This is a genomic window from Methylocystis sp. (assembly GCF_046349115.1).
Lineage (GTDB): Bacteria > Pseudomonadota > Alphaproteobacteria > Rhizobiales > Beijerinckiaceae > Methylocystis.
On sequence record NZ_JAXMCX010000007.1, the window covers coordinates 105,142 to 127,363 of the forward strand.

Consider the following 22,222-nt stretch of genomic DNA (forward strand, 5'->3'; position numbering starts at 1 on the left):
CACGCAAGATCGGCGCCGACGATAAGCGTCCCGGCGGCGTCGGAAAGGACGCAAAAAACCGCGCCGGACCAGGTCCGGCGCGGGTCTTTATGATGGAAGTTTGTTTCTCGGTTATTTCTTCGGCGCGGCCGGCGCTGCGCCTTTTTGAGCCTCGAGCTTCTTGCGCTCCTCGTCGGCCTTCTTCTGCAGCTCTTCCTGGAGCTTCTTTTGCTGTTCTTCGAGCACCTTGGGGTCGATCGCGGGACCGTCGAAGGCTTTGCCGAAATTGGCCAGCGGCAGATAGAAGGTGACCTCGTTGTTCGCCTGGTTCTTGACGACCACCGACATTTTCTCGGCCTTCTTCATGCCGTCGACGACGGTCTTTTTAACCTTTGCCTCGGCGAAGCAGCCATTCGGGTAGCAGATTTCGAAGGTGCCGCTTTCCGGCGTTCCCTTGTCGATCGCGAAGCGGAAGCCGGGTTTCAAGAGGAGGCCCGGCGGCAGCAGCAGGCGGATGATTTTCTGATCGTCGCCCTTCGGATCATAGATCGCGAGCGCCAGCAGCGGCTGCGGGGCCTCGCCTTCCTTCGCCGAAACCCCGAAATCGCGCGTCGTGTAGCACATTTCCTTTTTGGTGGCCGGATCGGAGCCGCACACCTTGGTCCAGTCCGGCTGAACGGCGACGAGATCGGCGGCGATCGGACCCTGGGGCTGCTGCTGTTGCGCCGCGCCGGCCGCGGGGGCCTGCTGAGCCCATGCGGCGCCGCCGGTAAACAGCAGCGCTCCCGCAAGAGCTATCGCGCAAGAACGCGAAAAATGGATCGACATCGGAAGTTCCTTTCGATTGTCCTGCTGGCCGGCGTCCTCCGGCTCCGGATCGTTTTAAGGTCGCGTCATCGCGGGAGGCCGCCTTCGCGCCAAAGCGCCGTGGAACTTGACCAGCCCGTGTTCCAGCGCGATTGCGCGACGCCGACGAGGCGACGGCAACGCTCTTACATGGTCGCAGCAGTAAATTCCAGCCGAACGGCGCGTTGAATGCTTGGGGAGGGCGCATTTTTTTGCACATCCGTCGCAAAAAAATCGCCAAAAACTTAGGCGCGACTCGCTTCTGACGGCAGGACATTGGAATATGGTCCGCCGATGAAGATTCGCCCGATACCCGCGAAACGCCCCGCCGGCGGCGGCGGCGAGCAGCGCATGCGGGGGCGCCGCGCCCTCAGCTTCGCCCTGTCGCTCATGATTTCCGCGCCTTGCGCCGGCGCGGTCCCGTCTCCCCCCGTCCCCGACGCGCCCAGCCCGACGCATGGGATCGCCATGCATGGCGCCCCCGCCCTGCCAAGCGATTTCGATCACTTCCCCTATGCCGAGCCGCAGGCCCGGAAGGGCGGCAGGCTTCGAGTCGGCGTGGCCGGCGCCTTCGACAGCCTCAATCCGTTCAATCTCAAATCGGGAAGCGCGGCGCAGGGGCTTGTCGGCAATGTTTTCCAAAGCCTGATGGCCCGTTCGCTGGACGAGCCCTTCACCCTTTACGGCCTGATCGCGCGCTCGATCGACATTGATTCGGCGCGCGCGCAGGTGACCTTCCATCTCGACCCGCGGGCGCGCTTTTCCGACGGACAGCCGATCACTTCGGCGGATGTGCTGTTTTCCTTCGAACTCCTGAAGACCAAGGGCAGGCCGCAGCAACGCATCGCCTATGGGCTGGTCAAATCGATTGACGCGCCGGACGCCCACACCGTGCATTACGATCTTACCGGCGTCGGCGACCGGGAGCTGCCGCTGATTCTGGCGATCATGCCGGTGCTGCCCAAACATGCGACCGACGTCGAGCGCTTTGCCGACGCGACTCTGGCCAAGCCGATCGGCTCCGGCCCTTATGTGATCGACGACGTCAAGGTCGGCGAGCGGCTCCTGCTGCGCCGCAACAAGGACTATTGGGGCGCGGATCTCCCGAGCCAGCGCGGCTTCAATAATTTCGACGAGGTCGACATTCAATACTACCGCGACGGCAATTCGCTGTTCGAAGCCTTCAAGGCGGGCCTTCTCGATTATCGCGACGAAACCAGCACGACGCGCTGGGCGAGCGGCTATGACTTCCCGGCGGTCGCCGACGGGCGCGTCGTCAAGGAGACGCTGAAGAACGACATGCCCAAGGGCATGGAGGGATTCGTCTTCAATATGCGCCGGCCGATGTTCAAGGATATCCGGCTGCGCGAAGCGCTCGGCATGATGTTCGACTTCGAATGGATCAACGCCAATCTCTACGCCGGACTTTATACGCGCACCAAAAGCTTCTTCGACCAATCGGAATTGTCCTCCTCCGGCCGCCCGGCGTCGGCCGCCGAGCGCGCTTTGCTCGCGCCCTTTCCTGACGCGGTGCGCGCCGACATTCTGGAGGGACGCTGGCGCCCGCCGGTAAATGACGGCTCCGGCCGCGATCGCGAGATGGCGAAGCGCGCGCTCGATCTCTTGGAGCGCGCCGGCTATGCGATCGAGGGCGGCGCCCTGCGCAAGAATGGCGAGCCGGTCTCCTTCGAAATCATGGTCAAGGACCGCAATCAGGAGCGGCTGGCGCTCAACTATGCCTCGTCGCTGCAGCGGATCGGCGTCGACGCCCGCGTGCGTCTCGTCGACGAAGTGCAATATCAGCGCCGGCGCCAGAAATTCGATTTCGACATGATGATCGGCCAATGGATCGCCTCGGCCTCGCCGGGCAATGAGCAGCGCATGCGCTGGGGCTCGGCGAGCGCCAATCAGGAAGCCTCGTTCAACCTCGCCGGCGCGTCATCGCCGGCGATCGACGCGCTCATCGCCGCTCTGCTCGCGGCGAAGAGCCATGACGATTTCGTCACCGCCGTGCGCGCCTATGACCGCGTGCTGCTGTCCGGCTTTTATCTCGTGCCGCTGTTTCACGCCTCCGAACAATGGCTGGCGCATTCGACCGACATCGTGCGTCCGGCGCGATTGCCGCGCTACGCCTCGCCGATGTTCGGCCCGACGCTGGAAAGCTGGTGGCGACGCGACCATTGAGCGCGCATGATCCGCGCGCCTCCTGGCGCGCAAACAAAAATGGACCGCGCCCCTCCAGGCGCGCGAAAGACGCAAGCGAGCCTGGAGGCTCGCGGTCCGCTTTGGGCTTTCGATCGTGGCGCCCGGCGAGACCCGTGAGCGGACCGGCTGGTCTCGCCCCGCCATCGAATTGCGCTCGGCGCGCGCGGCTCTCATGATGCTGCCGCATGCGGCGGCGCACAACGAGGACCGGCGACGTCGGCTAAGCAGCGCGCTCGGCCTCCGGCCGTCCGTTGTCCAGGGGAGAGTTCCATGGGTTTCGCGCTTTTTATCGTCGGCGCCGTCGCGATCGGCCTCTTGTTCCTCGATCGCTCCTTCAATCTCGGCCTGCCGATCGGCCTCCTCCAAAATCCGCTGTTCTGGTTCGCCTATGTCGCGCTGCTGGCGCTGTCGACGATGGTGCGCTTCGTGCGCCAGCAGACCGTGCTCGTCATCGAGCGGCTCGGGCGCTACAACCGCACGCTCAGCGCCGGCGTCAATTTCGTCTGGCCGATCGTCGAGCGCGTCGCCTACGCCTTCGATCTGCGCGAACAGGTGATCGACGTGCCGGAGCAGGACGCGATCACCAAGGACAACGCCACCGTCACCATCGACGGGATTCTCTATTACAAGATCGTCAACGCCAAGGACGCGGCTTACGGCGCGCAGGATATTCGCCGCGCCATCATCAATCTGGCGCAGACCTCGATGCGCTCGGCGATCGGCTCGATGGAGCTCGACAAGACCTTCGAGAATCGAAGCGAGATCAACGAACGCGTGGTGCGCGCCGTCTCCGACGCGGCGCAGCTCTGGGGCGCGCATGTGACGCGCTATGAGATCAAGGACATCGCCATGCCCGAATCGCTGCGCCAGTCGATGGAGCGGCAGATGAAGGCCGAACGCGACAAGCGCGCCGCGGTCCTCGAATCGGAAGGCGTCAAACAATCCGAAATCAATCGCGCCGAGGGCGAGAAACAGGCGGCGATCCTGCGCGCCGAAGGCCAAGCCAAGGCGATCGAACTGGTGCGCGCGCAGATCACCCAGATCGGCGGCGATCAGGCGGTGCAGCTTGAAGTCGCGAAAAGCGCCATCGAGCAATATGGCCGCCTCGCCAAGGCCGGCAATTCGCTGGTGCTGATGGGCGACGGCGCCGACCCCGCCGGCTGGCTCGCCAAGGCGATGGCGGTCCTCAAAATGGTCAACGCCGGCGGCGCGGCGAATGAGCCGCGGGAGCGCCGCGCCCAGCCCTGGCAGACGGGAGAATAAGCGCATGGAGCCGGCGTTTCTCTACGATCCCGCCAATGCGAGCCTGATCGCCGGCCTCATCCTGCTCGGCCTCGACATTGTGGTGATCGGCCTCTCGCCGGCGATGTTCGTCGCGGTCGGCGCGCTGTTGACGAGCGCGGTTCTTTACATCACCGGCTGGCGGCCGTCGCTCGTCGAAACCACGGCGATCGTCGCCGGCGCCAGCCTCATGATCGCCATCGTCGGCAGGAAGCCGCTGCAGCGGTTTCAGAACGCCGACATCGAAGAAGACAAAAGTAGCGATCTGATCGGCCGCGAGGTGACGACGACCCATGAAGTGACGAAAACCCACGGCGTCATCTTCTGGTCGGGCGTCGAATGGCAGGCGCGGCTTAGCGAAGACGCCGCCGTCGAAAGCCTCGCGCCCCGCGCCAGGGCGCGGGTGGTCGCGGTGGAAAATCTGGCGCTGGTGCTGACGCCGCTGTCCTGAAAATCGCAAAGATGGACTTGGAGGGGATTTGTCGTCCCACGAAGCACGTTGTTCGATTGACGTTCACGAACCGCACGGAAAGGCTCGCGGGGCCGCCTGGCGCCGGCGCCCGCACGCGCCGAGGTGCGGGACGTTCACTTGGGGCGACCGCCAAAGCTCACCCGCCATCGGCGCGAGGAGACGCTTGCCGAAGGAGGCGCAACGCAAGCTGAATTCGCGCGTCGGCTCAATATTTCGTGCAGCACGATTTCGCGGCTTACGATATGACTCACGCAATAAATACATGGGGAAGTGATGGCTACTGAGATGGGAGAGTATCTCGTTGGCGCATACTTGAGGCTTGTCCTAAAATGCAGTGTCGTTGACTATAATACACGGCCACCCGGTGGCGGTCTTTCAGGTCTTGGGGAACTCGACGTAATTGGTTTCGACTTTGTTAACCGTAAGGAATTCCTGTGTGAGGTCACAACCCATTTGGATGGCTTGCTCATTGGTCGAAGCGGTGACAGCACAGTAAGGAAAATTACGGATAAATATGAGCGCCAGAAAACTTACGCTTTGAATTATTTGAGTGATTTTGCACCAAATTACATGTTTTGGTCGCCCGTCGTTCGGCGGGGGCTTGTTGACCAGCTCAAGTTACTCGAAGGATTGCAATTGTTCATCAACGAAGACTACAGCGACGCAGTCAGGTCTCTTCGCGAGCTGGCGAAAGAGTCAACGTCAGATTCTAACAATCCGGCGTTCCGAATTCTTCAAATTTTGGAGCACATGCGGGGATAAGCGGGAAGTTCCTTAACGAACGTTACGCGTCTGGCAAAAGCTAGACCTTTCGCGCTCAGATTATCGCCTCAAGACCGCGCGCTTTCACGATTGAAAGCAGCTTCAGCGAGGGGCCGCTTGGCTTCTTTTCGCCGCGTTCCCATTCGCTCACCAGTTTCGGCTTGACGTTCAACACGCGGGCGAACACGCCTTGGCTGACGCCTTCGCGCTCGCGCAGCGCGAGGATTTGCTTGCCCGTCAGCGGCTCGATCGTGGTGAGGCACGCGGCGTCGAATTCGCGCATCGTCCTGGCGTCGATGAGGCCGATGCGATTGAGACCGCTTGCCGTCTCATGCGCCGCTTCGGCGATTTTGCTGCGAAATTTCTTTCTGGCCTTAGTCGTCATGCTCTGCCTCAATGAGTTCGCCTTCCTCGATCGCCTGTGCAATCTCCGCTGCGCGCAGCGGCAGAAATTGCCGCGCCAGTCCTTTCAAAATCTCCAAATCCTCCGCGTCGATATTGTCCCGCTCGTTCTTGGCGAAGCCGTAGAGAAAAATGCTTCGCTCCTTCAAGCGGTAGGGGATGATGGCGTCAAATCCGCCAAGGGCGATCAGGGCGAAGGGTCTCCTCATCCTGAGGAGCGGCCGCAAGTCGGGTTTACCCGACTTGCGAATTTAATGTCGATCTCGGGCAAGCCCGAGATCGAAGGCTGCGTCCCGAAGGACGAGGAGACCCTTCTTGCGCGCTCTGGAACTCGCCCTCGTGCTTCGAGACGGCTCCTCCCAAGTCGCGCTTGCGCGACTTGGGCATCTAAATGTCGATCTCGGAAACATCCGAGATCGATCGCCTCCTCAGCATGGGGGCGAGGATGGTTGTCCTTAATCAGATTGCACAGGCAATCCGCCCGAGCCCTTTCCGCCATTCGGGGTAACCCTTTGCTTGATATGGCGGTCCGTCATGTCGAATGTTCCGCCAAAGCCGCTATACTTCACAAAACCCTGGCCTGCTGAGCCGATCCGCCCATGCCCGTTCGCCGCCTCGATCCCATTCTCGTCGATCGCATCGCCGCCGGCGAAGTGGTCGAGCGGCCGGCCTCCGCCGTCAAGGAGCTGGTCGAGAATGCGCTCGACGCCGGGGCGACGCGCATCGATGTGGCGATCGAAGCGGGCGGCAAGCGGCTGATCCGCGTCATCGACGATGGATGCGGCATGGACGAGCGCGATCTCGCGCTCGCGATCGAGCGCCATGCCACCTCGAAAATCCCTGACGGCGATCTGACCGCTATCGCCACGCTCGGCTTTCGCGGCGAGGCGCTGCCGTCGATTGCCGCAGTCGCCGATCTGTCGATCGAGACCCGCGCCGAGGGCGCCCCGCACGGCTATGCCATCCGGGTCGAAGCCGGCGACAAGCGCGGTCTTTCCGCCTGCGCCTGGCCGCGCGGGACAAAAATCGAAGCGCGCGCGCTGTTCGCGGCGACGCCGGCGCGGCTGAAATTCTTGAAGACCGAGCGCACCGAGACGTCGGCGATCGTCGATGTCGTCAAGCGCCTCGCCATGGCCAATCCGCAGGCGCGCTTCGCGCTTTCCGCCGACAGCGGCGCGCTGTTTGATTATCCCGCCTGCGGCGCCGATCAGGCGCGGCGCATTGTGCAAATTCTCGGCGAGGAATTTGCGGCGAACGCCTTCGACCTCGACGCCGCACGCGACGGGGTGCGCCTCTTTGGCCTTGCAGGTTTGCCGACCTACAGTCGCGGCAACGCCCAGCTGCAATATGTCTATGTCAATCGCCGGCCGGTGCGCGACAAGCTCTTTGCCGGCGCCATTCGCGCCGCCTATCTCGATTTTCTCAGCGCCGACCGCCATCCCATCGTTGCGCTGTTTATCGACTGCGATCCGCGCATCGTCGACGTCAATGTCCATCCGGCGAAGGCAGAAGTGCGCTTCGCCGATCCCGGCCTCGTGCGCGGGCTCGTTGTCGGCGCGCTGAAACAGGCGCTCGCCGAAAAGAGCGGCCGCAGCGCCAATACGAACGCCCGCGCGGCGATCGACGCGCTCATGCGCGGCAATGGCGCGCGATATTCCGCCCCGCCGCCGGCGAATTGGAGCGTCGCGCGCTCGCCCTATGCGCCGTCCGGCTTTGAAGAAACGCCACAGGCCGCTTTCGACGCCGGCCCGCCGTTGGCCGACGCCCGCGCGCATGAGGCGCCCGAGTCGGAATCCCACTCGCCGCTCGGCGCGGCGCGCGCGCAACTGCACGAAACCTATATCATCGCTCAGACGCAGGATGGGCTCGTCATCGTCGACCAGCATGCCGCCCATGAGCGCATCGTTTACGAGAAGCTGAAACGCCAGCGCGAGGAGAGCGGCGTCGCGCGGCAAATCCTGCTGATTCCCGCCGTCGTCGAACTCGACGAGTTGCGGATGAATGCGCTCGCGCCGGCGCTTGGCGAGCTTGCGGCGCTCGGCCTTGCGCTCGAACCCTTCGGCCCGGGCGCCGTGCTGGTGCGCGAGACGCCGGCGCTGCTCGGGGAAGTCGACAGCAAGCGTCTTGTCGAGAACATCGCCGATCTTCTTGCCGAAGAGGGCGATTCGCGCGGACTTTCGCGAAAGCTCGATCATGTGCTCGCGACCTGCGCCTGCCATCATTCGGTGCGCGCCGGCAGGCGGCTGTCGGCGCAGGAAATGAACGCGCTGCTGCGCGAAATGGAGGCGACGCCCGGCGCCGGCCAGTGCAATCACGGCCGGCCGACCTATATCGAGCTGAAGCTCGCCGACATCGAAAAGCTCTTCGGCCGCAAGTAATCTCGCAAAAAATGCGAGCGTCTACGTAACCTTTCCGGCCCGCGCGCGAATAAAAGCAAAAACGCAGGAGGCGATCGTGAACCGCCGCAGCCTATTATCTTGCGCCGTCCTGATGGCCTTCGCGCCAAAAGCGCGGGCCGCCGCCGAAACGGTCGAGATTGAGACATTCGACGCCAACGGCAGGAGCCTCGGACCGTCGCGCGTCGAGAAAATCGTCAAGTCTGAGGTGGAATGGCGCGCACAGCTCTCGCCGCTGGCATTCGAAGTGACTCGCCAGGACGGCACCGAACGCGCCTTCACCGGCCCCTATTGGGACAATCACGCTGACGGACTCTATCGGTGCGTCGGTTGCGACACGGCGCTTTACGATTCGAAAACCAAATTTGATTCCGGCACCGGCTGGCCGAGCTTCTTCGCGCCGATATCAAAAACCAATATCGCCGAAAGCGCCGACATGACCTTCGGCATGAAACGCGTCGCGGTCTCCTGCAAGCGCTGCGACGCGCATCTCGGCCATGTCTTCACCGACGGGCCGCGGCCAACCGGGCTGCGCTATTGCATGAACGGCGTCGCGCTGCGTTTTGTCGGGCGCGGTCAGTCCTAGGAGGGATTGTGATGAGACTCGCCATCATTCTCGCCGCCGTGCTGGTCATTGTCGCGCCCCTGCGCGCCGGCGCCGCCGAGCGCGCGGTTGTTTTGCCCGCCCCGTTCTATGATCCGCAGTCGACGACTGGGGGCGAGCAAAAACTCGTCGTCGCCGGCGGCTGCTTCTGGGGCGTGCAGGGCGTGTTTCAGCGCGTCAAGGGCGTCTCGCGCGCGGTCTCCGGCTATGCGGGGGGCGCGAGGGAATCGGCGCATTACGACCAGGTTTCGCAAGGCGACACGCGCCACGCCGAAGCGGTCGAAATCACTTACGATCCGAAGAAGGTCAGTCTTGGCGAATTGCTGCGCGTCTATTTTTCCGTCGCGCATGATCCGACGCAGCTCAACCGCCAGGGGCCCGACATCGGCGCGCAATATCGTTCGGCGATTTTCGTCGCGAACGGGGGGCAGGAAAAACTCGCGCGCGACTATATCGCGCAGCTCGCCGGCGCAAAGGTCTTCTCAGCGCCGATCGTCACCACGCTCGAGCCGCTGAAGGCGTTCTATCCGGCGGAGGCCTATCACCAGGACTATCTCGTCCGCCATCCGACGCAGCCTTACATCGTCTATAATGATCTGCCGAAGATCGACAATCTCAAGCGGCTCTTCCCGTCGCTCTATCGCGAGAGTCCGGCGCTGACCAATTGAACGCCGCCGTTCAAGAGAGCGTCGCTTGGCGCGCGCGGGAGCGGGCGGCGTTCGCGCCAAAGACGTCGCCTGCGCCTCCATGCCGCGGCTCATCACAATTTCGTCTCCTTTGACGGCTAACCGCTCAAACAGCGGCGTGTCGCAGGCGACCAAAACGCCGATCGCGTAGTGCAGCGTGGCGCGGCTCGGGCATTATTGCGCCGATCTCCCGAGAAATTTCTCGCTTTGCACGGACGACGGAGCAGCTAAAGTGACGAGCTTGGCCCTTAACTCGCGTCTGGAGGAGCGCCGCCAGAGGCTCGGCGACCAGCTCGCGGTGTTTCGCCGCATCATGCGCGCCGTCTTGATCCAAGACATGCGCACGCGTTTTGGAAACAATCATATCGGCTATTTGCTGGCGATCGCCTGGCCATTGGCGCATATTAGCATCATCACGCTGGCTTATCTGGTCAGGATTTCGGTCGCGCCTATTGGCGATAGCCCGACAATATTTGTGGGGACCGCCATCGTGCCCTACATTTTGTGCTTCTATCCGGCGCGAATGTTGGCGCAGGCCATTCAACAGAATCGTCAGTTGTTGAACATACCGGTCATTCAGCCGGTGCATCTCATTTTTGGTCGATGCATCCTCGAAACGGTCAACGCCGTGATCGTGCTCGCGGTGTTCATATTCGCCGTTAGTCTGTTCGATGTCGACATCCTGCCGACCGATGTGGCTGAAGCGTCAAAAGTGATCGGCGCCGCCGTCTTTCTGGGCATCGGACTCGGAATTCTCAACGTGGTGATGGGCGCGATTCTGGGGCGTTACTTTCTGACGTTTTTTACCCTCTCCATGGCTGGCCTCTATGTAACGTCGGGCGCCTATTTCCCGCCCGATGCGATACCGCCCTATGTCCGGGAATATCTGGTGTATAATCCTCTTGCGCAGCTCATCGAATGGATGCGGTCCGCCTATTACGCGAGCTATGATCCCGAACTAATCAACAAGCCGCTGATTTACTGGGTCGGCGGAATCAGCCTGGTGCTCGGGCTTGTCGGCGAGCGGTTCCTGCGCGGCAAGATCTTCAGCTGACGCGTTCTTGGGCGCCTGTTCGGTTTGCGGCGGCGCCTCGTTCCCCGACGCCGTTTCGATTTGCGCCAGAGACAGAGCCTCTTCGTCGCACATCAGGCGCATCGCCGCGGCGATCGGGTCTTCGACCGGCGCGGAACGCATCGGACCAAGCGTGCGCAAGGCGCCGCGCAACGCTTCGCCGGCGGCGTTGCGCTTGATGAAATGCCGTTCGAACACCCGCATGACATGCGCCACCCCTTCCTGCGTGACGCTTCGCCGGTCCGGAGCGAAATAATCCGTCGGCGCATAGCCCCCGGCGACAATCTCATAGGAAGGAAAATAGGCGACCTGGCTGAGCGAGCGTGAAAGCACATCGCAGGCGACGCGGAGCGCCGATTTCGAATACATGGTCGATGCAACCACATGTCGCGCCTCGGCGGTGGCGACGAGCGGCACCGGCGAGACGGTCAGAATGATCCGCGCGGCGGGATTGACGGCGCGCAACCCGCGAATGAATTCCGTCATGTCGTCGACGACATCGTCGACGCCAAGATTGACGAACTCATGTCGCGCCGGCGAGTAGTCGCCGCCCGCGACCCCCGGACAGAGCGGAAAGGCCGCGCCGTCTTCGCGCGAACGCCAAAGTTCGGTCAGACCGAGCGTGAACACAAACAGGTCGAGCGTTTCGAACGCTTTGCGCACCGCCTCGAAATGGCGCTCCCGGTCGTAATCGAGTTCGCGGGCCGAATTGAACCCCCCTGGCTGAATCTGCGGCCGAAACGGATCGATCGCCTGTCCGCCGCGTTCGAGCCAGTGGTTTTCCTTCGGCGTGAATCGCCCATAAGCGCGCTCAAAGAGCTGCAGTAATTGCCGGCTCGTGTAAATGTTGCCGTAGCGCGCGGTATAAAGCCCATAGTTGAGCGCGTCGGCCGCCTGGGGGCTAACGAAGGCGTGCGGCGCCTCGGTGACGAGATAGTTGCAGCCGCTCGACTTCAGATAGCGGCCGATGTGCTGGGCGAAGCAGCTTCCGGCGGTGGCGATTTTTTCGCGAACGCCGAGCCTGAAAGGCGCCTGCACGACCGGATCAAGTTCGCCGGGAGCGACTTCCGCGACCGCGCGGCGCCAAAGCGCGTAATCGGGAGTTTTCGAATAGGGATGCGTCTTCATTGCCGTCCATCGCCGAGCCGAGGCTCAATAAGCCGGGCGGCGGCTTCGATCATCCGCCGGCCGAACAGCGCATTCGCGTGAGAGGCGTCGGCCCCCCAGACGATCTCCGCCAACACGCCTGACGGAGCCATGAACTCGGCTGGCACGGCGGCGAAAAGCATATCCTCTCTCATGCAGATTTCACGATAGAGCGCGGACTGCGTGCGCCACATCTTATAGCGAAAGACGTCTCCCGAGAGTCGGCGCGGATCGAAAGACCTGCGGAAAAATTCTTGCGGACACTGAATAACCCGCGAGTTCGGCAAGGGCGGCGGCGGCTCGATGCATACGATGGGCGCGCTGGTTTCCTTCCGGATCGCCGCGATGGTCAAAAGAGTTGGCGTCATTTTTTCCCGCAGCGTCTCGCGGATCGCGGCTTCAGGCAAGACCACGGCGCCGGGCTCGAGATCGAGGTCGGGCTCGGCGCCGAGAATGAAGTCGAAACGCTCCTTGGGCTGCGTTACCGAAAGAGCAATATGTTCGTTGCCGCCGACCGACAATACGATCCCGTCCGGGCGCTCCTCTTCGATGATGCCGCGAAGGCGGGGATTGAGGCGCGAAAAAGCGCTCTCCTCCTCCAGCGTCGGCGTGAGTTCGGGATCGTAGAGATAGACGAAACGCGAAACGAGCCGCGCGCCGCCGAGCTTAAATCCCTGATGCTGCAGCTCGTAACATCCTTTGGCGATGGCCACGATATGGCTGTGCCCAAGTCCCAAAATCTTGGTCATCTTTCAGGCCGCGGACTCTTCACGAATATCGCCGCGCAGTTCGACGCCGAACGGCTCGCCCAAATGGATCGGCCCTGATATTTGGCGCGCGATCGAAACGACGACGTAGCTGCGCCCGTTCGCTTCGATGGCGCGTCCGATGATGTCCGCGCCGTCGGCGCCCATCGCGAAGGGCGCGCGTATAGCGAGCATCCGACGACCTTCATAGCCGTATCGATAGAAGGCTTCGACGGCGATCGGCGCCTCTCCTGCTGGATCGATCTGGTCGCTGCTGGACTTCATGAATGGTTCCGAAACGAGGTTGATCGGAAGAAAGGCGTCGCGCCGGCAATGAGTCGGGCTATGCTACAGGGCAGATGCTCCAATGCGGTTTTCGCGCTCCGCCGCCTGTGCTAACAATCCGGCGGGCCGACTATTGAGTAGCATCTCGCCGTCTGTATGAAAAATCCCCTCGAGTCGGTGGCGCTGCAAGAGACGCCAACGCCGCAAACCTTCAACGAGCAAGCCTATCTCGCCGTCAATCCCGACGTGGCTGAGGCGGTTCGCCTCGGCAAAATCAGGTCGGGATGGAGTCATTTCAGGAAATTCGGCCATATTGAGGGCCGCCGGCAGAAGGTCGCCGAGGACGAGCCCGCGACGCTGGAGAACTTCGACGAGGCGCGCTATCTGGCGGCGAATCCCGACGTGCGGCGGGCGATCGAGCTTGGTCAATTCGCCTCTGGGCGCGCCCAATTCGATGCGTTCGGCCGCGTCCAGGGGCGCCGCCAGCGGCGCGCGAGCGACATCCCGGCCCTGCGCGCGCGAAAGCTCGCTGCGGTGCGGCCGCTGCTGCTCGACCCCGAAACGCCGCTGTCGAATTCGGGCAAATTCATATTTTCCGACGACGCGGCGTTCCGCGCGGAGGCCGGCGACGACGACATGCCGATCAGCGAGAACGGCTATGACGATGAAACCGTCGAATGGATCGAAGGTCTCGCCGACGGCTTGATCCTCGACGTGGGCGCCGGCTACCGGCCGGTGTATTACAGCAATGTCGTGAATTTCGAGATGATGGATTATGCGACGACCGACGTCGTCGGCGCGGCGCATCGGCTGCCGTTCAGGGATGGGGCCTTTGACGGCGTCATCTCGATCGCCGTTCTGGAGCATGTGAAGGATCCGTTTGGTTGCGCCGCTGAAATCGCGCGCGTGCTCAAGCCCGGCGGCTGGCTGAAATGCTGCGTGCCTTTTCTTCAGCCTCTGCACGGCTATCCGCATCACTATTTCAATATGACGCATGAGGGACTGCGCACGCTTTTCGAAGGTCGGTTGACCATCGAACGTCAGGAGGTCACCAATCCCACGCATCCGGTCTGGGCGATCGCCTGGCAATTGCGATCCTGGGCGCAAGGTCTGCCGCCGCGCGCGCGCAAGCAGTTCCTGCGCACGCGCGTCGAAGATCTGATCGCCTATCCCGGCCCGCTGCTCGAAAAGCCCTGGGCGCGGGAATTGCCGCGCGAAAAGCTTTTCGAACTCGCCGCCGCGACCATTCTGTACGCGCGCAAGCCCGCGGCGGACGCCGCGGCTAAGCCGATCGCGAATTCGCCGCCGTGACCAAACTCATCATTCATGAAGGCCGCGACGGATGGTTGTTCCTCACCGGCGGATCGAATTTCGTCACGACGCTCTATGAGCGTAACGGCGGGCACCTGCCGGACACGAATCTGCGCCGGTGGCGCGACGCGATTCTCGAACGCAAGCGTCGTTGCGACGCGCTCGGCATCGCCTATGCCCATCTCATCGCGCCGGAAAAACTGACGATCTACGGGCACAAACAGGCGACGCCGCTGGTCAATGTCGATCTCGCGCCGGCAATCCGCCTGCAACAGCTTTTTCATGGCGAGGCGCGCGCCGCCGGATGGGTCGATCTCGTCTGGCCGATGCGCGCGCGGCGCGACGAGGTCGAGCTCTACTGGCGCAGCGACACGCATTGGACGCCGGAAGGCAGTCTGCTCGCCTATCGCCTCTTATGCGAAGCGCTTCAGTTGGCGCCGAATCAGGATTTGTCCCGCCGCCCATGCAACACGCTTCACAAAATCATGGATCTCGGCGGCAAAATCGATCCGCCGCGGTGGGAGAAGATTCGCGAAATCGATTGGATCGAGTCGGCTGAACGCGTCTACGCCAACGCCGTCGCGCGCATCCTCGAAAATCCGCTGCACGGCGGCGACATCCATGTCGGCGCGCATGTCGTTTACAGGAACAGGGAAGCGCCCAACAAGGTTCGGGTCCTGCTCTTCGGCGATTCCTTCGCCGGCGTCGGACATGACCGCCTGACCGCGCAGCTTGCCGAAACGGCGAGCGAGGTCGTCTTTGTCTGGTCGGCCAATGTCGACTGGCGGCTCGTCGAACGTGTGAAGCCGGATATCGTTATCACGCAGATCGCCGAGCGCTACATGGCGCTCGCGCCGAACGACAGGTTCAATCTTTGGCGCACGGAGCTCAGCCAGCTCGTCAAGGCGCAACGCCGGGAAGTCGCGGCGAAGTGGCGTCGCGTTCGGGCGAGATGGGATCAGCGCGGAAAGGATCGAAACGCCAAGAATCAGCGCGCCAAGAACGGCGCGTAGATCTCAAGCGCCTCGCGCCAGTCGTCGGGGTCTCGGATCAATTCGGCCAGGGCCTCGCCGCGGCGCGTCAGGCGACGAAACAGCCAGTCGCTTTCGCGATAGGCGCCGGGCCCTTCGATGAATTTCAAGTCGGCCAGCGCATCGAGGCCCTCGATGATCTGTGAGCGCGATCTCTGCAGGAGCCCCGCCAGTTCGCCGACGGCGACGAAAATCGGTTCTGGCGGCGAACGTTGAACGTTCTCCAGCGCCAGCAGCAGCGCTCTTAACGCTTCGACATCGTCGCCGCGAACGCCTTGCGTCATCGGAAACGCCCGGCGCTAGCGATGAAGCGAAAACCAGCGCGCGCGTTCATGACGCGCGCTCCTTGGCGCTCGAGGAGCGCCTCGTCTCGACGATTGGGTCGCGACGGGCCGTCTTGGCGCGCCTTATCGACGAATCTGGCCTTCGATCAGGCAAGGCAGCGCCTTTCGCAATTCGAATCCTATAATTGAGCCAGCGTCGCTTCGGCGGTTGAAACGGTGGCTTCGCCGGAATTTTCCTCGACATTGATCCATTTGACGACGCCGTCGTCAATCAGCGCCGCATAGCGCTTGCCGCGCACGCCAAGCCCTGGCTCGGTGAGATCGAGCTCCAGCCCAAGCGCTTTAGCGAAGGATGCCGAGCCGTCGGCGAGCGCCTCGATCTTTCCGCCGCCGCCGGAGTCCTTCACCCAGGCGTCGAGCGCGAAAATATCATTGACCGCCGTGACCGCCACGGCGTCGACGCCTTTCGACTTGATTTCCTCCGCCTTGGCGATGAAGCCCGGCAGATGTTTCTTGTGGCAGGTCGGCGTATAGGCCCCTGGGACGCTGAACAGCGCCACCCGGCGTCCCGCGAAATAATCCTTGGTGTTGACCGGCTCTGGTCCATTCTTGCCCATGACGGTGAGCTTCACGTCGGGAAGTCGATCTCCAGCTTTGATGGTCATGCCTAATCTCGCTCCGGTCTAAGGTGAGGCTCAGTCAAGATAGCGCAGTTCCCGCCCTCCTGTCGCGTCGGCTGCGGGAAGCGCTTGCAGCCGCTCTTGTCGGCGTCGCGGCGGCGAGTCAACATGCGCGCGCAGCGCTGGCGCGGATGATGCGTCTTGGGAGGGCGGACTGATGTCGGATTCTCAAAATGAGCACAACGGCAGGTCCCCGCCTGCCGCATGGGTATGGAGTCAGTATCGCGGCGAGCAACCCCATCCTCCTGGACCGCCCGGGCTCGCGCGCGCGTCGAAGAGCGAGGCGCCGAAGGACGGCGCGTCCGACGGCGATCCGCCGCCGCCACGACGCGGCGGGGCTGGCGGCGGAGCGATCGCCTTTCTGGTGGCGCTCGCTATTTTAACGCTCGCCGCCGCCTCTTGGTGGCTCGCCGCCTCGCGTTCGCCGCCGCCGCCGGCGCCTCCCGACGCGCCGCCCGTGGAGGAGAGCGCGCCGCCTCCCGGTCCCATGGATGTCGCGCCAACGCCGGAATCGGAGGCCGTTCCGCCCGCCGACTCCTCGCCGCCGGCAGCAACGCCGGTCGAACCGGGTCAGCAATCAGGCGCGACGCCGCCTTCTGGAGAGAAGCGGAAAAAGGCCAAGAAGCATCGCCGCGATTAGCGCCGATCAGGTGCGCCAGGGATGTTCGGGAAGATCGCAAACGCCGAGCGTCCCGACGCCCGCCTGCGCGACGGCGTGATCGTTTTCGACCGACGAGCCGCTGACGCCGATGGCGCCGATCATGACGCCGTCGGCGTCGACGATCGGCAGGCCGCCGGGAAAGGTAATCAGCCCGTCGTTCGAATGTTCGATGCCATAGAGCGGACCGCCGGGTTGCGACAGGCTGCCGATCTGACCGGTCGGCATGCCGAAGAACACGGCGGTCTTGGCCTTTTTCATCGCGATGTCGATGCTGCCGACCCAGGCGTCGTCCATCCTCTCGAACGCCTTTAGCACGCCGCCGGAATCGACGACGGCGATGCACATCTGGGTCTTGAGCTCGAACGCCTTCCGCCGCGCCGCGTCAATCGCCTTGTGCGCTTGCTCGATCGATACATGCATTCGCCGATCTCCTTTTCATAATATTGCCGCTGCCGCTCTCGGCGCGAAGCCGAGGCCCCCGCCGGTCAAGGGGACACAGACAATCGCGATCAGACGCGGCGATTAATTTTGGGGGGTCTCCAGCGCGCGGGAGATCAGCGCCTTGGCGTCCGCGCTGTCCCAGGCGGCGGGGCCGTTCATCAGTCCGATCTGGCAGCCGTCGGGGCCGATCAGAATCGTGGTCGGCAGGCCCAGCGCCTTGCCGGCCTGCTTCATCTCGAAGAAAATGTCGGCCTTGGGATCTCCGTAATAGGTCAGCGATTTGACGCCGGATTCGGCGAGAAACGCTTTCGGCCGTTCAAGACGCGTCGTATCGACATTGATCGCGACGACCTCGAAATTGTTTCCCGTGAACGATTCCTGCAATTTATCGAGCGCTGGCATTTCGGCGCGGCAGGGCACGCACCAAGTCGCCCAAATGTTGAGGAGAGTCGTCTTGCCCTTGAAGGCGCTGAGCTTGATCGGGGCGCCGTCCGGCCCCTTGAAGGCGTAGTCAGGAAGCGGTCGCGGCTTGGCGGCGATATTCATCGCCGCGACTTCGCCCTTGGCGAGGTCCTTCAGCTCGGGAGCGATCTTGGCCGAGGCGGCGCAAGCGGGGTCCCCGCCGGTCGCGGGCGCTGCGGTTGGCTCAATCATTCCGCCCTCGCGCACGCCTTCGCCACCGGACGGCTCGGGCGGTTTCTTGCCGCCCATGCTGCCGATCACGTATAGAAACGCCACCGCTGCCGCCATTGTGATAAAGGCCGCCTTCGCGACAAACAGGAACGATCGCGGGGGCGGCGGCGGTTTGGGCATCAGGCGCAGGCTCCGAGGCTAAAAATGAAGAGCAAGATATGGGGCGGACGCTTCAAAAGCGCAACCGACAAGGTTTTGGAGGCGATCAATGTTTCGATCGACTTCGACAAGCGCCTCGGCCTGCAGGACGTCCGCGGCTCGCTCGCTCATGTCGCCATGCTGGCCGAAACCGGCATCGTTTCGCGCGAGGATGCGGCGAAGATCGCTGGCGGATTGGAGCGAATCAAGGCGGACATCGAGCATGAGCGTTTCGAATTTTCGCGGGCGCTCGAAGACATTCACATGAATGTCGAGTCGCGGCTTGCCGAACTGATCGGGCCGGCGGCGGGCCGGCTGCACACGGCGCGTTCGCGCAACGATCAGGTGGCGACCGATTTCCGCCTTTACATCCGCGATGAAATCGACGCGCTCGATCTTGAGCTTGCCGACCTTCAGCGCGCGCTCGCGCGCCGCGCGCTGGAAGAGGCTGAAAGCGTCATGCCGGGCTTCACCCATCTCCAATCGGCGCAGCCGGTGACGCTCGGCCATCATCTTCTCGCTTATGTCGAAATGATCGCGCGCGACAGGGGGCGCTTCCGCGACGCCCGCGCGCGACTCAACGAATGTCCGCTCGGCGCGGCGGCGCTTGCCGGCACGAGCTTTCCGATCGACAGGGCAATGACAGCGCAAGCGCTCGGCTTCGATCGCCCGACCGCGAATTCGCTCGACAGCGTCTCCGATCGCGACTTCGTTCTGGAGACGCTGAGCGCCGCCGCGATCTGCGCGACGCATCTGTCGCGCTTCGCCGAAGAGCTCGTGCTGTGGACGACGCCGCAATTCGGCTTCGTGGCGCTATCAGATAAATTCACCACCGGCTCGTCGATCATGCCGCAAAAGCGCAACCCCGACGCCGCCGAACTGGCGCGCGGCAAATCGGGAAGGGTGATCGGCGCGCTCGTCGCGCTGCTCGTCGTCATGAAGGGCCTGCCGCTCGCTTATTCGAAGGACATGCAGGAGGACAAGGAGGGCGCCTTCGACGCGCTCGATACGCTGTCGCTCTGCATCGCCGCGATCGCCGGCATGGTCTGCGACATGCGCGTCGACCACGCGCGGATGAAGGCGGCGGCCGGCGCCGGCTACGCCACCGCGACCGATCTCGCCGATTGGCTGGTGCGTACGCTGTCGTTGCCGTTTCGCGAGGCCCATCACGTCACCGGCCGCATCGTCGCGCTCGCCGAAGCGCGCGGCGCCGGGCTCGAAGAATTGACGCTGGAAGAGATGCGAAGCGTCGCGCCGCGCATCGGCGCCGAAGTGTTCGAGGTGCTTGGAGTCGAGAAGTCCGTGCAGAGCCGCAACAGCTATGGCGGAACGGCGCCCGACAATGTGCGCGCCGCGGCGCTGGCCTGGCTCGACAGGCTGAACGCCTGATGGACGACATCGCGCCGCGACTCTACCTCGCCACTCCGCCGCTCACTGAGGCGGCGGGTTTCGCGCCTGCGCTGAACGAGGCGCTGGCGGCCGGAGACGTCGCGAGCCTGCTCATTCGTTTTGCTGGCGCGGACGAGCGCACGAACGAGGCGATCATTCGCGCCCTCGCGCCGGCGGCGCAGGAAAAGGACGTGGCGGTGCTTGTCGCCGCGGCGCCCAATGTCGCGCTGCGCGCCGGCGCCGACGGCGCGCATGTTTCGGGCTGCGGCGACGCGCTCGCCGAAGCGATCAAGAAGCTCTCGCCGCGCTATATCGTCGGCGCGGGCGAACTTGAAACCCGCGACGACGCGATGCGCGCGGGCGAAGCCGGCGCGGATTATGTGATGTTTTCGGATGTCGATCGCAACGCGCTAATCGACCGCGTCGGCTGGTGGGCGGAGCTGTTCAACACGCCCTGCGTCGCCCGGGCCGCAACGCTCGCCGATATCGCGCCGCTGGCGGAGACCGGCGCCGATTTCATCCTGCTCGACGACGCCGTCTGGCGCGACGCGCGCGGGCCAGCGGCGGCTGTCGCTGAGGCGCTGGCGCGGCTCAAGGGAGAAGGGAAATGACCGCTGTTCAAACGCGTCCCGGCTCTTCTAAAACGCACGCGTCATTGGGAGGCGCGAAGCGCCGAAGCAATCCACGAACCGGACGGCGGATGCTGGATTTCGTCACTTCGCTCGCAATGACGGCCTGCGTGGCGCTTTTATTGACGCCCGCAATCTCATGGAGCGCAACGGCCGATGCGCCGGCGCCCGATCTCGCCTTCGGCGCCTATCAACGCGGCGACTATTCGACGGCGATGAAGGAGGCAAAAAAGCGCATCGCCGCCAACCCCAAGGACGCCGCGGCGCTGACGCTGGTCGGCCAGCTCTACCTCGAAGGCGCCGGCGTGGCGCGCGATCTTTCCGTCGCGATGGAATGGTTCAAACGGGGCGCCGACGCCGGCGACGGCGAAGCAGCCTATCTCTATGGCGCCGCGGCGCTCAATGGCGCCGGCGCGCCGAAGGACCGGGCCGTCGCGCGCGCCTATCTCGAAAAGGCGGCGGCGCAGGATCGCCCCGCCGCCTTGCATCTTCTGGGAGAACTCGCGCTCGAAAACGAGGGCGCGCCGTCCGATTTCGGCAGAGCGGCGGATTATTTCAAGCGCGCCGCCGAGCTGGGAAACGCGGATTCGCTTTATGCGCTTGGCGTTCTCTACAAGACCGGCAGAGGCGTCGCCAAGGATGAGCGCGTCGCCGCTGACTGGTTCAAGCGCGCCGCCGAACTCGACTTCGCGCCGGCGATGGTCGAATTCGCGGTATTGCAATTCAATGGCGTCGGCGTGACTCGCGACCGCGCCGCCGCGGTCCAATGGTTTCGCAAAGCCGCGGCGAAGGGCAACGCCGTGGCGCAAAATCGCCTCGCGCATATTCTTGCCCAGGGCCTCGTTCTTGCCCAGGGCCTCGGCGTCGACATCAATCTCGCCGAAGCGCGAGAGTGGCGCGACAAGTCGCGCGAAGCCGGCTTGAACGATCCTTCGCTCGATTATCTTTCGAACGCGTCCGAGCCGCACAAGCCCGCCGAAAGCAAATGAGCAGCGCTGCAAGCGCGGCGACGCGGCGGACCGTCGCCTTTCTTCGACGTTTCGTGAAGCCGCATGTTCAGTCGCTGACGGCGCCTGTGCGCGCCCTTCAGGCGATCGTCGAAAGATTGTCTCCCGAACGGCGCGCGCCCTTCGCGCCGCAAGTTCCCGGCGACTGGATTGACGCTTCGAGCGAAGCGGTCGCGACGCTGTTCTATCTTCACGGCGGCGCCTTCCTCATTGGGTCGCCGCGGCTCTTTCGCTACGCCGCCCGCGCATTCGCCCGCGCCGGCTTCGATGTCTTCACGCCGGCCTATCGGCTTGCGCCCGAACATGTATTTCCCGCTGCGCTTGAAGATGTGCTGCGCGCCTACAAAATCTTCGTCGAGACACGGCCCGGGCCTTTCGTCATCGTTGGCGATTCGGCCGGCGGCGGGCTAGCGGTCTCGCTGATGCTGCGCATCCGCGACGAAGGCCTGAGGCCGCCCGTCGCGGCGGCGCTGTCCTCGCCTTGGGTCGATCTCGCCGCAACCGGCGCGTCGATGCGCGAGAATGAAGCGCGCGACCCTTTGTTCACGCGCAAGGACATATTGCTCGGGGCGCGCGCGGCGCTGGGACGCCAGAGCGCGCGACAGCCGCTCGCCTCGCCGATCTACGCCGATCTTTCCGGCCTGCCGCCGATGCTCGTTCATGTCGGCGCCGATGAAGCGCTGAGGGATGATTCGACGCGGCTTGTCGCCCGCGCGCGGCAGACGGGCGTCGACGCATGGCTCGAAATGTGGCCCTGCGTGCCGCACGCATGGCAGCTAATGAGCTTTCTCCCCGAAGCGCAAGAGTCGCGCGCGAAAGCGATCAAATTCTTGAAGGCGCACGTGGCATAGAGCCGGCGTCTGCCGCGCGCTTGGCGTCGGGTAAGCCACTCATTCGGCCGCGAGCGGCATGTCGTCCGGCATGCCCCGTCCGGAGCGCGTGAGAAAGCGATGGCACTGCTGTTCGCGGTCATAGCCGAGCAGCGTGCCGAGCATGAAGTCTTCCTCCGCGGTGAGCGCATTGAGCGGACGCGTGACGATGGCGCGCGCCACGGCGACGAAGGCCGGCCGCCCAAA

General features: G+C 63.7%; 26 protein-coding genes. 15 read left to right on the forward strand and 11 right to left on the reverse strand.

Translation table 11 applies throughout. The features are described from left to right. Positions 1 to 111 precede the first annotated feature (111 nt). On the reverse strand, positions 112 to 807 hold the full coding sequence (locus U1E20_RS15600) for an invasion associated locus B family protein (RefSeq protein ID WP_409981544.1): 696 nt from the start codon (positions 805 to 807) through the stop codon (positions 112 to 114). Positions 808 to 1,215: 408 nt separating this feature from the next. Here U1E20_RS15600 and U1E20_RS15605 point away from each other — a divergent pair, with 408 nt between their 5' ends. The 4 genes from U1E20_RS15605 (at position 1,216) to U1E20_RS15620 (ending at position 5,545) form a co-directional block, all read left to right on the forward strand. Then, positions 1,216 to 3,009 (forward strand): extracellular solute-binding protein, encoded by a 1,794-nt coding sequence (locus tag U1E20_RS15605; protein WP_409981574.1) that lies wholly within the window; start codon positions 1,216 to 1,218, stop codon positions 3,007 to 3,009. A gap of 291 nt (positions 3,010 to 3,300) precedes the next feature. After that, complete coding sequence (locus U1E20_RS15610) at positions 3,301 to 4,293, forward strand: SPFH domain-containing protein (RefSeq protein WP_409981545.1); 993 nt, start codon at positions 3,301 to 3,303, stop codon at positions 4,291 to 4,293. Between the two features lie 4 nt (positions 4,294 to 4,297). Continuing rightward, positions 4,298 to 4,762: an NfeD family protein gene (locus tag U1E20_RS15615; RefSeq protein WP_409981546.1), complete on the forward strand. Its 465-nt coding sequence runs from the start codon at positions 4,298 to 4,300 to the stop codon at positions 4,760 to 4,762. A 294-nt stretch (positions 4,763 to 5,056) separates the two neighbouring features. After that, positions 5,057 to 5,545, forward strand: coding sequence for a hypothetical protein (locus U1E20_RS15620; protein WP_409981547.1), 489 nt, complete (start codon positions 5,057 to 5,059; stop codon positions 5,543 to 5,545). Between the two features lie 55 nt (positions 5,546 to 5,600). Here U1E20_RS15620 and U1E20_RS15625 read toward each other — a convergent pair whose 3' ends face one another. Beyond that, positions 5,601 to 5,930: a helix-turn-helix domain-containing protein gene (locus tag U1E20_RS15625; protein ID WP_409981548.1), complete on the reverse strand. Its 330-nt coding sequence runs from the start codon at positions 5,928 to 5,930 to the stop codon at positions 5,601 to 5,603. Beyond that, complete coding sequence (locus tag U1E20_RS15630; RefSeq protein WP_409981549.1) at positions 5,920 to 6,156, reverse strand: type II toxin-antitoxin system RelE/ParE family toxin; 237 nt, start codon at positions 6,154 to 6,156, stop codon at positions 5,920 to 5,922. Before U1E20_RS15630 ends, U1E20_RS15625 begins: the two co-directional genes overlap by 11 nt. A 390-nt stretch (positions 6,157 to 6,546) precedes the next feature. On the opposite strand from U1E20_RS15630, the gene mutL reads away from it, so the two are divergent. From mutL to U1E20_RS15650, 4 genes are all read left to right on the forward strand, one after another. Continuing rightward, positions 6,547 to 8,325 (forward strand): DNA mismatch repair endonuclease MutL, encoded by a 1,779-nt coding sequence (gene mutL, locus U1E20_RS15635; RefSeq protein WP_409981550.1) that lies wholly within the window; start codon positions 6,547 to 6,549, stop codon positions 8,323 to 8,325. Between the two features lie 73 nt (positions 8,326 to 8,398). Further along, a complete protein-coding gene (msrB, locus tag U1E20_RS15640) occupies positions 8,399 to 8,929 on the forward strand; it encodes a peptide-methionine (R)-S-oxide reductase MsrB (RefSeq protein WP_409981575.1) in 531 nt (176 codons plus the stop codon). 11 nt (positions 8,930 to 8,940) lie between these two features. Further along, positions 8,941 to 9,615, forward strand: coding sequence for a peptide-methionine (S)-S-oxide reductase MsrA (gene msrA, locus U1E20_RS15645; RefSeq protein ID WP_409981551.1), 675 nt, complete (start codon positions 8,941 to 8,943; stop codon positions 9,613 to 9,615). Between the two features lie 175 nt (positions 9,616 to 9,790). Continuing rightward, positions 9,791 to 10,687 (forward strand): ABC transporter permease, encoded by an 897-nt coding sequence (locus U1E20_RS15650; RefSeq protein WP_409981552.1) that lies wholly within the window; start codon positions 9,791 to 9,793, stop codon positions 10,685 to 10,687. Here the strand turns inward: U1E20_RS15650 and U1E20_RS15655 are convergent. The 3 genes from U1E20_RS15655 to U1E20_RS15665 are packed head-to-tail and all read right to left on the reverse strand — an operon-like array spanning position 10,592 to position 12,882. Next, the gene (locus U1E20_RS15655) at positions 10,592 to 11,833 is read right to left on the reverse strand and encodes a GSCFA domain-containing protein (protein WP_409981553.1); all 1,242 of its coding nucleotides are present in this window, start codon (positions 11,831 to 11,833) and stop codon (positions 10,592 to 10,594) included. The two genes, U1E20_RS15650 and U1E20_RS15655, sit on opposite strands and share 96 nt — an antisense overlap. Next, positions 11,830 to 12,600, reverse strand: coding sequence for a hypothetical protein (locus U1E20_RS15660; protein ID WP_409981554.1), 771 nt, complete (start codon positions 12,598 to 12,600; stop codon positions 11,830 to 11,832). Before U1E20_RS15660 ends, U1E20_RS15655 begins: the two co-directional genes overlap by 4 nt. Before the next feature lie 3 nt (positions 12,601 to 12,603). After that, positions 12,604 to 12,882 (reverse strand): hypothetical protein, encoded by a 279-nt coding sequence (locus tag U1E20_RS15665; RefSeq protein WP_409981555.1) that lies wholly within the window; start codon positions 12,880 to 12,882, stop codon positions 12,604 to 12,606. A gap of 156 nt (positions 12,883 to 13,038) precedes the next feature. Here U1E20_RS15665 and U1E20_RS15670 point away from each other — a divergent pair, with 156 nt between their 5' ends. Next, positions 13,039 to 14,193, forward strand: coding sequence for a class I SAM-dependent methyltransferase (locus U1E20_RS15670; protein ID WP_409981556.1), 1,155 nt, complete (start codon positions 13,039 to 13,041; stop codon positions 14,191 to 14,193). Beyond that, the gene (locus U1E20_RS15675; protein ID WP_409981557.1) at positions 14,190 to 15,206 is read left to right on the forward strand and encodes an alginate O-acetyltransferase AlgX-related protein; all 1,017 of its coding nucleotides are present in this window, start codon (positions 14,190 to 14,192) and stop codon (positions 15,204 to 15,206) included. Before U1E20_RS15670 ends, U1E20_RS15675 begins: the two co-directional genes overlap by 4 nt. On the opposite strand, the gene U1E20_RS15680 is transcribed toward U1E20_RS15675, so the two are convergent. Both U1E20_RS15680 and U1E20_RS15685 read right to left on the reverse strand, forming a co-directional pair. Beyond that, positions 15,182 to 15,508, reverse strand: coding sequence for a hypothetical protein (locus tag U1E20_RS15680; RefSeq protein WP_409981558.1), 327 nt, complete (start codon positions 15,506 to 15,508; stop codon positions 15,182 to 15,184). The genes U1E20_RS15675 and U1E20_RS15680 overlap by 25 nt on opposite strands. Positions 15,509 to 15,687: 179 nt before the next feature. Further along, positions 15,688 to 16,173: a peroxiredoxin gene (locus tag U1E20_RS15685; protein WP_409981559.1), complete on the reverse strand. Its 486-nt coding sequence runs from the start codon at positions 16,171 to 16,173 to the stop codon at positions 15,688 to 15,690. A 172-nt stretch (positions 16,174 to 16,345) separates the two neighbouring features. Between U1E20_RS15685 and U1E20_RS15690 the strand changes: the two genes are divergently transcribed. Continuing rightward, complete coding sequence (locus U1E20_RS15690; protein ID WP_409981560.1) at positions 16,346 to 16,828, forward strand: hypothetical protein; 483 nt, start codon at positions 16,346 to 16,348, stop codon at positions 16,826 to 16,828. A 6-nt stretch (positions 16,829 to 16,834) separates the two neighbouring features. Here the strand turns inward: U1E20_RS15690 and U1E20_RS15695 are convergent, their stop codons facing one another. Both U1E20_RS15695 and tlpA read right to left on the reverse strand, forming a co-directional pair. After that, complete coding sequence (locus U1E20_RS15695; protein WP_409981561.1) at positions 16,835 to 17,269, reverse strand: GlcG/HbpS family heme-binding protein; 435 nt, start codon at positions 17,267 to 17,269, stop codon at positions 16,835 to 16,837. A gap of 102 nt (positions 17,270 to 17,371) precedes the next feature. Beyond that, positions 17,372 to 18,040 carry a thiol:disulfide interchange protein TlpA gene (tlpA, locus tag U1E20_RS15700; RefSeq protein ID WP_409981562.1) on the reverse strand — a complete coding sequence of 223 codons (669 nt, stop codon included), beginning with the start codon at positions 18,038 to 18,040 and terminating at the stop codon, positions 17,372 to 17,374. Positions 18,041 to 18,127: 87 nt separating this feature from the next. Here tlpA and argH point away from each other — a divergent pair, with 87 nt between their 5' ends. From argH to U1E20_RS15720, 4 genes are all read left to right on the forward strand, one after another. Next, the gene (argH, locus tag U1E20_RS15705) at positions 18,128 to 19,510 is read left to right on the forward strand and encodes an argininosuccinate lyase (protein ID WP_409981563.1); all 1,383 of its coding nucleotides are present in this window, start codon (positions 18,128 to 18,130) and stop codon (positions 19,508 to 19,510) included. Then, positions 19,510 to 20,121 carry a thiamine phosphate synthase gene (locus U1E20_RS15710; protein WP_409981564.1) on the forward strand — a complete coding sequence of 204 codons (612 nt, stop codon included), beginning with the start codon at positions 19,510 to 19,512 and terminating at the stop codon, positions 20,119 to 20,121. Before argH ends, U1E20_RS15710 begins: the two co-directional genes overlap by 1 nt. A 140-nt stretch (positions 20,122 to 20,261) precedes the next feature. Next, complete coding sequence (locus tag U1E20_RS15715) at positions 20,262 to 21,128, forward strand: tetratricopeptide repeat protein (protein WP_409981565.1); 867 nt, start codon at positions 20,262 to 20,264, stop codon at positions 21,126 to 21,128. Beyond that, complete coding sequence (locus U1E20_RS15720; protein ID WP_409981566.1) at positions 21,125 to 21,997, forward strand: alpha/beta hydrolase; 873 nt, start codon at positions 21,125 to 21,127, stop codon at positions 21,995 to 21,997. The genes U1E20_RS15715 and U1E20_RS15720 overlap by 4 nt, the downstream gene beginning before the upstream one ends. Before the next feature lie 39 nt (positions 21,998 to 22,036). On the opposite strand, the gene U1E20_RS15725 is transcribed toward U1E20_RS15720, so the two are convergent. Continuing rightward, positions 22,037 to 22,222 (reverse strand): DUF2023 family protein (locus U1E20_RS15725; protein WP_409981567.1); only part of this gene is annotated, 186 nt, incomplete at its 5' end.

What these genes read in the sequence shown, in the direction of transcription:
- U1E20_RS15600 (WP_409981544.1), bottom strand. Translation starts at nt 807, where the DNA reads ATGTCGATCCATTTTTCGCGTTCTTGCGCGATAGCTCTTGCGGGAGCG.
- U1E20_RS15605 (WP_409981574.1), top strand. Translation starts at nt 1,216, where the DNA reads ATGATTTCCGCGCCTTGCGCCGGCGCGGTCCCGTCTCCCCCCGTCCCC.
- U1E20_RS15610 (WP_409981545.1), top strand. Translation starts at nt 3,301, where the DNA reads ATGGGTTTCGCGCTTTTTATCGTCGGCGCCGTCGCGATCGGCCTCTTG.
- U1E20_RS15615 (WP_409981546.1), top strand. Translation starts at nt 4,298, where the DNA reads ATGGAGCCGGCGTTTCTCTACGATCCCGCCAATGCGAGCCTGATCGCC.
- U1E20_RS15620 (WP_409981547.1), top strand. Translation starts at nt 5,057, where the DNA reads ATGGCTACTGAGATGGGAGAGTATCTCGTTGGCGCATACTTGAGGCTT.
- U1E20_RS15625 (WP_409981548.1), bottom strand. Translation starts at nt 5,930, where the DNA reads ATGACGACTAAGGCCAGAAAGAAATTTCGCAGCAAAATCGCCGAAGCG.
- U1E20_RS15630 (WP_409981549.1), bottom strand. Translation starts at nt 6,156, where the DNA reads ATGAGGAGACCCTTCGCCCTGATCGCCCTTGGCGGATTTGACGCCATC.
- mutL (WP_409981550.1), top strand. Translation starts at nt 6,547, where the DNA reads ATGCCCGTTCGCCGCCTCGATCCCATTCTCGTCGATCGCATCGCCGCC.
- msrA (WP_409981551.1), top strand. Translation starts at nt 8,941, where the DNA reads ATGAGACTCGCCATCATTCTCGCCGCCGTGCTGGTCATTGTCGCGCCC.
- U1E20_RS15655 (WP_409981553.1), bottom strand. Translation starts at nt 11,833, where the DNA reads ATGAAGACGCATCCCTATTCGAAAACTCCCGATTACGCGCTTTGGCGC.
- U1E20_RS15660 (WP_409981554.1), bottom strand. Translation starts at nt 12,600, where the DNA reads ATGACCAAGATTTTGGGACTTGGGCACAGCCATATCGTGGCCATCGCC.
- U1E20_RS15665 (WP_409981555.1), bottom strand. Translation starts at nt 12,882, where the DNA reads ATGAAGTCCAGCAGCGACCAGATCGATCCAGCAGGAGAGGCGCCGATC.
- U1E20_RS15670 (WP_409981556.1), top strand. Translation starts at nt 13,039, where the DNA reads ATGAAAAATCCCCTCGAGTCGGTGGCGCTGCAAGAGACGCCAACGCCG.
- U1E20_RS15680 (WP_409981558.1), bottom strand. Translation starts at nt 15,508, where the DNA reads ATGACGCAAGGCGTTCGCGGCGACGATGTCGAAGCGTTAAGAGCGCTG.
- U1E20_RS15685 (WP_409981559.1), bottom strand. Translation starts at nt 16,173, where the DNA reads ATGACCATCAAAGCTGGAGATCGACTTCCCGACGTGAAGCTCACCGTC.
- U1E20_RS15690 (WP_409981560.1), top strand. Translation starts at nt 16,346, where the DNA reads ATGTCGGATTCTCAAAATGAGCACAACGGCAGGTCCCCGCCTGCCGCA.
- U1E20_RS15695 (WP_409981561.1), bottom strand. Translation starts at nt 17,269, where the DNA reads ATGCATGTATCGATCGAGCAAGCGCACAAGGCGATTGACGCGGCGCGG.
- tlpA (WP_409981562.1), bottom strand. Translation starts at nt 18,040, where the DNA reads ATGGCGGCAGCGGTGGCGTTTCTATACGTGATCGGCAGCATGGGCGGC.
- argH (WP_409981563.1), top strand. Translation starts at nt 18,128, where the DNA reads ATGAAGAGCAAGATATGGGGCGGACGCTTCAAAAGCGCAACCGACAAG.
- U1E20_RS15710 (WP_409981564.1), top strand. Translation starts at nt 19,510, where the DNA reads ATGGACGACATCGCGCCGCGACTCTACCTCGCCACTCCGCCGCTCACT.
- U1E20_RS15720 (WP_409981566.1), top strand. Translation starts at nt 21,125, where the DNA reads ATGAGCAGCGCTGCAAGCGCGGCGACGCGGCGGACCGTCGCCTTTCTT.